This window comes from Ruegeria atlantica, assembly GCF_013032505.1.
Classification (GTDB): Bacteria; Pseudomonadota; Alphaproteobacteria; order Rhodobacterales; family Rhodobacteraceae; genus Ruegeria; species Ruegeria atlantica_F.
The window spans coordinates 1-7663 of sequence record NZ_WQCG01000022.1 but is presented as its reverse complement, the minus strand read 5'-3'; the positions used below and the strand labels follow the sequence as shown (position 1 = coordinate 7663).

General features: G+C 53.0%; 7 protein-coding genes. 6 read left to right on the top strand and 1 reads right to left on the bottom strand.

Translation table 11 applies throughout. From position 1 onward, the window contains the following. The first annotated feature begins 179 nt into the window (after nt 1–179). The 5 genes from GOW92_RS24550 to GOW92_RS24530 all read left to right on the top strand — a co-directional run bounded on the left by GOW92_RS24550 (nt 180) and on the right by GOW92_RS24530 (nt 5164). A complete protein-coding gene (locus GOW92_RS24550) occupies nt 180–1289 on the top strand; it encodes a Hint domain-containing protein (protein ID WP_254453158.1) in 1110 nt (369 codons plus the stop codon). A gap of 433 nt (nt 1290–1722) precedes the next feature. Beyond that, nucleotides 1723–2250 carry a hypothetical protein gene (locus GOW92_RS24545; protein ID WP_170566468.1) on the top strand — a complete coding sequence of 176 codons (528 nt, stop codon included), beginning with the start codon at nt 1723–1725 and terminating at the stop codon, nt 2248–2250. A 69-nt stretch (nt 2251–2319) separates the two neighbouring features. Then, nucleotides 2320–3093 carry a metallophosphoesterase family protein gene (locus GOW92_RS24540; RefSeq protein ID WP_170566466.1) on the top strand — a complete coding sequence of 258 codons (774 nt, stop codon included), beginning with the start codon at nt 2320–2322 and terminating at the stop codon, nt 3091–3093. Between the two features lie 170 nt (nt 3094–3263). Next, nucleotides 3264–4712: a mannose-1-phosphate guanylyltransferase/mannose-6-phosphate isomerase gene (locus tag GOW92_RS24535; protein WP_170566462.1), complete on the top strand. Its 1449-nt coding sequence runs from the start codon at nt 3264–3266 to the stop codon at nt 4710–4712. A gap of 182 nt (nt 4713–4894) precedes the next feature. Continuing rightward, the gene (locus GOW92_RS24530) at nt 4895–5164 is read left to right on the top strand and encodes a spike base protein, RCAP_Rcc01079 family (RefSeq protein WP_170566459.1); all 270 of its coding nucleotides are present in this window, start codon (nt 4895–4897) and stop codon (nt 5162–5164) included. Between the two features lie 221 nt (nt 5165–5385). Here the strand turns inward: GOW92_RS24530 and GOW92_RS24525 are convergent, their stop codons facing one another. Next, the gene (locus tag GOW92_RS24525) at nt 5386–6546 is read right to left on the bottom strand and encodes a nucleotide sugar dehydrogenase (protein WP_170566456.1); all 1161 of its coding nucleotides are present in this window, start codon (nt 6544–6546) and stop codon (nt 5386–5388) included. Nucleotides 6547–6896: 350 nt separating this feature from the next. Here GOW92_RS24525 and GOW92_RS24520 point away from each other — a divergent pair, with 350 nt between their 5' ends. Then, nucleotides 6897–7181, top strand: coding sequence for a hypothetical protein (locus tag GOW92_RS24520; RefSeq protein ID WP_170566453.1), 285 nt, complete (start codon nt 6897–6899; stop codon nt 7179–7181). Nucleotides 7182–7663: the final 482 nt, after the last annotated feature.

Genomic DNA, 7663 nt, shown 5'->3' with positions numbered 1-7663 from the left:
CGCGACGGCGTAACTCCCATCTGACCACGAAAAAAACGCGTGAAATGAGACTTGTAGCGCCGGGCGAATCCTTGAAATAGCTCTTCCCCAAAGAACAGAAAAAAGCCAATATTATGATCTAAAAAGTCAAAATAAGCGGTTTAAAAGCCGTCAAGTTTTGGGAACAGGTCAAGAGCATTATGGCAGACTTCAACATCTCTGGCGGCGGTGGTGCCACGTTCACGGATACTTCACCTGGTGGCGGTTTTGTTATTGATTTTGACTCTCTTGACAACAGCTTTAGCCTGCAGGTCAACGGTGTAAATCTGTTTGTCGGCGGTCCCGCTGGCGCGCCGAATGAACTTCAGTTCCAAGAAAATAGCACATTTGGTCAAACTGTTCGTTTCGATGACGGGGATCGATATGAATTCGATACGCCTGCTGTTTGGCAGCTTGGCAATACCAACGGCGAACCGGTCGTTCGGTTGATGGTTGAGCCGGACGGAACCATCGAACTCTTTGGCGTAAAAGCGAACAACGGTGCGCTTGTACCGTTGGAATTGTTCAACGGTATGACCGTTAACTCCGCGGCAATCGCAGCTGCTTGGAACGACTCCGGCTCAAACACCATTACGATTGACCAGTCCGTGACCGGCCCCACAAACGCCGATGGCGAGTTTGTAGATGTGTTGTGTTTCGCTGCGGGAACACTGATTGAAACAAAGCAAGGACCGGTTCCGATTGAGGACCTGCGGGCTGGAGATCAGGTTCTCACTCATGATCACGGATTGCGGCCCATACGCTGGATCGGATCGCGTAGTCTGAGTGGTGCAGAACTTGAGGCCCAACCGCGCCTTCGACCGATCCTTATCCGGGCGAATGCGCTAGGCGATGGATACCCAAAGCAGGATTTGGTGGTTTCCCAGCAGCACCGCATTCTGGTGTCATCTGCTGTGGCTATGCGCATGTTTGATTGCCAAGACGTCTTGATCCCTGCGAAGAAGCTGTTGCCTCTGAATGGCATAGACTATTCATCAAATACCGGAGAAAGTGTCGAGTATTTTCACATGCTTTTCGATCGGCATGAGCTTATTTGGTCGAACGGGGCATTGACGGAAAGCCTGTTTACCGGACCAGAGGCTCTTAGGACTGTGACTGCAGAAGCCCGGCAGGAAATCCAAGATTTATTTCCGGAATGTTGCGATCCGCAGTTCGAGGCGCTATCTGCGCGTTACATCCCCAAAAAGGGCAGGTATATGCGCAAATTGGTGGAACGGCACCAGGCAAACAACAAGCCGCTTTATAGCTAATCGTCCCTCACCTTCTCTTAGATAGCCTTAGCTTGAGACTCTAGCCAGTTGTCGACTTGTCACCGCTTGTACGGCGCAATTTCAATTCACTCAGCCCTGTTTCCAGGCGCGAGTGACATTTAGTGCAAAACAATTCTCAAGTGCAAATTAGGTTCGGATTATCGCACTATAGATACCAATAAGAATGAAGCCTCTGCGCTATATCTGAAGTAGGGCTAAAAAGCCGCTATATACCAATTAGCTAGGTTTGCGATCCGAACAGCTTTCAGTTGATTTGAGTGTGCCAGCAGACCAGGTAGCATATAGAGAAATTTAAACAAAACAAAGTTAAACTGTTGACTTAAAACACATTTTAAGCCTATTCCGCTCACAGCGAACGCACCACGCATAATTACCTCTGATCCGGTCCGCAACTGGAATCGGAGGCACATAAATGCTGGATATAAGGAAACTGTTTCGCACTCAGCGAGCGCCAAGCGGATCGAAAACCCAACCTGTTCTAGGCAGGAGCCGCGTAGTGGCGGTGGCGGCTTTTGCGGGTCTATTGACTGCCGCGACCTCAGCCTATTCATGGGCGTTTGCCGATGGGCTGATGGTTGTTGGCAGCGATCGTGGCGGGTATCTGCATGACCGTTTGATCGAGATTGAAAATCTTCAGAAAAACGGAATACAGGTCGAAATTCGGGGGCGCGTCTGCTTTTCAACCTGCACAATGTTCCTGGGACTTCCCGGAACTTGCGTGGATCCTGATACCACATTTGGATTCCACGGACCTTCGCGCAGCGGTCGTCGGCTTGCCCCGGCAGACTTTGACCATTTCAGTCAGGTCATGGCCGCATATTATCCCGAACCGCTCAAGACGTGGTTCATGGAAAAAGGGCGCAATCGGATCAACGGTGTCTACAGGGTCAAAGGTATCGAAATCATCAGATTGGGAATTCCTGCCTGCCAAGCGGCCTGAATGAAGCTTGCTTAGTCCGGCGCGCAAATGCTAGAGGCCTTGGGTCTTGACCACCGGCCCTTGAATTCAATGTTTGCTGGTCGCCGTAGCCAATCAGGAGGCCTCCGTAACGTGCTGTCATCGCTGTTTCAACGTTTCGGGCGACGCGCCGTCTTTACTGCGCCGTTGCCGGATACACCGACTTGCGTAATTGGTGATGTGCACGGTTGCATAAGGCAGTTGGAGACTCTGTTGCCTCAGATTCCGGAGGATCATCGGGTTGTTTTGGTTGGGGATTACGTCGATCGCGGCGAAAACAGTGCAGACGTTCTGCGTTTGCTTCAGGGCCATCCGGATTTCATATGTCTCAAGGGAAACCACGAAGACATGATGTTGAACTTCCTGCGCGACCCCGAACAACATGGGCCGCGCTGGCTGCGTTATGGTGGTTTGCAGACATTGGCCTCATTTGGGGTGCGGAACGTGCGCGCCGAGATGACAGCTATTGAGTTGGTCGCCTGCCGGGACAATCTGCTGGTGAAGATGGGGCCAGAGCTGGTTCACTGGATTACAGAACTGAGGACTTGTGACTATTCCGGAAACGTACTTGTGACGCATGCTGGTGCAAATCCGAATACGTCCCCCGATCAGCAATCCGAAAAAACCCTGATGTGGGGTCATCCCGAGTTTCGGACAACCGACCGGCGTGACGGGGTTTGGGTTGTTTACGGGCACACAATTGTCGACCAACCCTCTGCGCAACGCGGGCGCATTGCCGTGGATACCGGAGCCTTTGCCACCGGCGTGCTGAGCGCGGTGTGTCTGGATGGGGCCGAACCTACCTTCATTAGCGCCCGCCCTTAGTGTGTTTCGCGCAGAAATGTGGTCGAAAACACTGAAAGCGCGCTATTTCGGGCCCTCGACGGCGTTCGCGGTAAAGTGCATCCTTTTTTGGTCAAACCAAGGCAAGCCTTGTCAGGACATGACGGTTTCAATAGGAAAATTATGAACCGCGTCAAATTATTGAGCTTTTTATGTTGATCTGCCCAGTCCTTCTTTGCGGAGGCTCCGGTACACGCCTCTGGCCTTTGTCCCGAAAGAGCTATCCGAAGCAATTCGTTCCACTGGTCGGAGAAGAGACTCTGTTCCAGGCATCTGCCCGCCGGTTATCGGGAGTAAACGCGGAATTGGAGTTTGAGGCGCCAGTGGTTCTTACCAACTCGGACTTTCGGTTCATTGTTGCGGAACAGTTGCAGGCTATCGGCATTGATCCCGGCACGATCATGATCGAACCTGAGGGGCGCAATACGGCACCAGCGGTTCTTGCGGCGGCGCTGCATGCGTACTCCAAGGATGAGGGCGCGGTATTGCTGGTTGCTCCGTCCGATCACGTTGTGCCGGATGCAGCGGAATTTCAGGCCGCGGTCGCCCGGGGGCTGGATGCAGTTGAGCAAGGTAAATTGGTGACGTTTGGCATCACCCCGACCCACGCCGAAACGGCGTATGGATATCTTGAACTTGCCGCTGTTCCAGCTGATGACGGTGCGCCGGTTCCGTTGAAGAAATTCGTCGAAAAGCCAGATCTGGCCCGAGCGACTGAAATGCTGGAAGCCGGGAACTACAAATGGAATGCGGGGATCTTCCTGTTCCGCGCAGCCGACATCATCGCAGCCTTCCGGGCCTATGCGCCCGATCTGATTGACCCGGTCAAGGAAGCGGTGGAAACCGCAGTGCCGGATCTGGGGTTCCTGCGTCTCAACCCCGAAAGCTGGGCGCAGGCCGATGACATTTCAATTGACTATGCGGTGATGGAAAAAGCCACGAACTTGTCGGTTGTTCCCTTTGGTGCTGCATGGTCGGATCTGGGCGGTTGGGATGCTGTGTGGCGTGAAAGCGGTCCGGATGCGCAAGGCGTAGTGACCAGTGATGGGGCAACGGCGATTGATTGCCAGAACACCCTGTTGCGGTCGGACAGCGAGCAGTTGGAAATCGTAGGTATCGGGCTGGACAACATCATCGCCGTCGCAATGAATGATGCGGTTTTGGTCGCCGATGCATCGCGGGCGCAAGACGTCAAAAAAGCGGTCAGCGCGCTTAAGAAAAAAGGTGCGTCGCAGGCGACTGCGTTTCCGAAAGACCACCGCCCGTGGGGATGGTTCGAAAGCCTGGTATTCGGAGAGCGTTTTCAGGTGAAACGTATCTATGTCCACCCCGGGGCTTCGCTTAGCCTGCAAAGCCATTTTCACCGTTCCGAACACTGGATAGTCGTCGAGGGTACTGCCCTCGTGACAATCGATGATCGTGAGCAATTGGTGACCGAAAACCAGTCTGTCTATATCCCTCTAGGGGCGGTGCACCGGATGGAAAACCCAGGCACGGTCCCGATGGTCCTGATCGAGGTGCAAACCGGCACCTATCTGGGTGAAGACGATATTGTGCGCTATGAAGACAAATACGCGCGCGGACAGGGGGCCAAGGGTTGAACCGCGCCCGAGGTTTCAGTGTAATGTTGACTTGCAATTGTGCGGCAGGGATCACGTGTTCTGATGCGCTGTATTTCTTTGTTCAGGGCGCGCCTGATGGCGCAACGCGCGGTGCGCTTTCGGACCGTTAAACGGATGTACCTAACGTGCCGCTGACCGATACAGACAGCGAGACATGCACAATGACCAATAATCCATTCAGTAACCGAGCTTCCAGCTTGTCCGGCCCCGCGCGCGACATTGTTCCGGTTGTCACCTCGGACAGTTCGGACTTGGCCGAAGTGGCAATCGGTCTTTATGTCGAAGCCGGGGGCGCGGTTGTTCTAACTACGGTTCAGGGCGAAACCCGTACAGTTCAAGTGTCGGACTTTTCGATCCTGCCGGTGGGGACAACGCGCGTACACGCAACCGGCACCACGGCGTCCGGCATCCACGCGATGGTTCTGGCCTAGGCGCAGTCCAGCGCTTTAGTTACTAACAACCGCTCTCCGCTGGTTGGAAAAATCGACGCTGTCGCTCCGTTATGGGCGGCAGGTCTTTTGGCATCTGCGCTGAGTTCCGTTCATGCCAGAGTTGCCCCTTGCAGAACTGTATCGTCCAACAGACCGGCCAGTCCGGCATTGGGCTGTGAATTTCGGTCTTTGCTCAATAGGGTAGAGCAAGTGAAAACCGATTAGTCTGCGCCAAACAGATCTCGGGTAAACACCTTGTCCGCGACATCCTCAAGTTCGGGGCTGTGGCGGTTGGCGACGATCAAGTCAGCTTCGGACTTAAAGCTTTCGAGATCCCGGACCACACGGGAGCGGAAAAACTCATCTTCTTCCAGCGTGGGTTCATAAACAATGACTTCGACGCCTTTGGCTTTCAGTCGCTTCATGATGCCTTGAATGGAAGACTGTCGGAAATTGTCGCTGCCCGCCTTCATGACAAGTCGGTGTATTCCAACGACACGTGGCCCTCTCATCAGAATTCGATCGGACAAGAAATCCTTGCGCGTCCTGTTCGCATCCACGATGGCACGAATGAGGTTTTGCGGAACATGGTTGTAGTTAGCCAATAGCTGCTTGGTATCTTTTGGCAGGCAATAGCCACCATAGCCGAAGGATGGGTTATTGTAGTGCTTTCCAATCCGTGGATCCAGTGAGACACCCTCAATGATTTGACGGGTGTTCATGCCGCCGGCCATTGCGTAGCTGTCGAGCTCGTTGAAAAAGGCCACCCGCATGGCGAGATAGGTGTTGGAAAACAACTTAATCGCCTCAGCCTCATCCGGGCCGGTGAATAGGACGTCCACATCCTTGGTCACGGCACCTTCAAGCAAAAGCTCGGCAAATACCCGCGCCCGGTCCGATCGCTCGCCAACGATTACTCGAGAGGGATGTAGGTTGTCATAAAGTGCCCGCCCCTCGCGCAGGAACTCCGGCGAGAATATGAAGTTGTCGCTGCCCAGGTCGGCGCGAAGCGACTGAACGTACCCCACGGGAATTGTCGATTTGATGATGACGGTGGCATTGGGGTTGATCGCAATGATCTGTTTGGCGACAGCTTCGACACTAGACGTATCGAAGTAGTTGGTTTTTGGATCATAATTCGTCGGAGTTGCCACGATGACGTATTCAGCATCTTCGAAAGCCGGTTCTGTAGTGGCTTTAAGCGAAAGTGTTCGGTTGGTAAGAAAATCTTCCAGCTCGGCATCGACGATAGGGCATTGGCCGGAATTGACCATTTGCACCCGCTCTTCGGAAATGTCGATTGCCGTTACATCGTTGTTTTGTGCCAATAGCACCGCATTGGACAACCCCACATATCCAAGACCTACAACCGCAATCTTCATTTCATAGCCCTCATATTTGCAAGCCGGTGAGTACTTCACCTGCTTTATTGCTTGTCGATTGTAAATGCGCATGTGTGTTTCACACGCTTTCATTCTGAAAATTCGTTTGTGCTTGCCCCACTTGTTTCAGGCTTGAGCCATATGTGCGCCGGCCAGGAAGTTAGTTCCTAGTTGAGGCACGTTAATCACGCTCGATTTCAAGTTTCCCCGTGATGCGAAAATGGAAAAAGCCAGAAAAACAACAAATTAGCGGCAATGCGGAAAATCTGACCAAATTTAAGGAATTCGGCTTTCTCAGGTTGAAGCTTGTATGATAACGGTCGGAAAACACTTGATTTAGGAGATTCAGGATGATCAGAGCGTTTCTTCTTACGCTGGTCCTTTCGGCTACCGCCGCACATGCGCAGGACGCAGGTGCCGCCGCTGCGACGCAAGCGGGCGCGGGTACCGGAGGAGGCGCCGCTGCGAGTGGTGGTGCCGCTGCAGCTGCTGGCGGCGCCGCAGCGGCTGGCGTCACTGGATTTGTACCGCTGGTTGTCCCAGCTTTGGGCGCGGTTGCAGCAGCAGCTGGTATCGCAGCAGCTGCGGGCGGCGGCTCAACAAACAGCACAACAAGCACGACTGGCACCAACTAGAGCCTGAAATGTTGGTTTAATTGAAAACAGCGCACCATTTGAGTGCGCTGTTTTTTTGGCTTGGGCCAATAGTTCTCGTAGTATTCCAGGCATTAATCTGGCCCGGAACAAGGCCTCTCGAACGCTGACGATCCGTATCGAACAAACGTAAAGTTGCGGTTCTTTTCCCTTTTAAGTCTCACGGCGCAGACGGCAACAGTCAGATATCGACGGCACGTCGCGCCGGGCAGATTGCCGATGTCCAAGGACGGCCAGAAAAAAGAGGCTGTTTCTCACAATTGGCAGCCTCATGTTACGCTTTCAGTTTCTCGCGTTTAATCACTCTGAACTGTGTCACTTATGTGCAAAAGAATAAAAATGAACTCTATTCTTTACCGGGCAGTTGACTATTTCTTGAGTAGGTTACTAAGAGCTTAGGAATGACTTATCCCTCATTGCGTGTTTAACGATAGATAACGGTTAGGCTTTACAGTAAATATGTT